Raw genomic sequence first — 256 nt, 5'->3', positions numbered from 1 at the left:
GTCGAAGGATGATAGGCCGGCCTTCCTGTCGCCTCCGGCTCGACGCCGCCAAAGCCGAGTTTGGCTAGATCAAGCTCATCGACGAAGACATCGATCGCCCGGACCGGATTGTCTTCGCTCAAATAGTCATCTAACCGCTCGGGAAACAACGTGCTCTGACTGCGGTCATCGCCAACGACAAAGCGCGTCATCGAATCCTCCGGCCAAATCGCAGGAGAATCATATCATTGATGGTGTTTTCACACAGCCTGGACCC

Annotated in this window: 1 pseudogene; it reads right to left on the bottom strand. The window is 55.9% G+C overall.

The annotated features are described in order from the left end of the window. Positions 1-191, bottom strand: a pseudogene (locus KJQ96_RS39315) (IS5/IS1182 family transposase); the annotation flags it as partial. Between the last annotated feature and the right edge of the window lie 65 nt (positions 192-256).

The organism is Bradyrhizobium sp. sGM-13 (assembly GCF_018398875.1).
In the GTDB taxonomy this organism is placed as follows: Bacteria; Pseudomonadota; Alphaproteobacteria; order Rhizobiales; family Xanthobacteraceae; genus Bradyrhizobium.
Note: the sequence above shows the minus strand (reverse complement) of the source record. Positions and strands in the feature narration are given on the sequence as shown.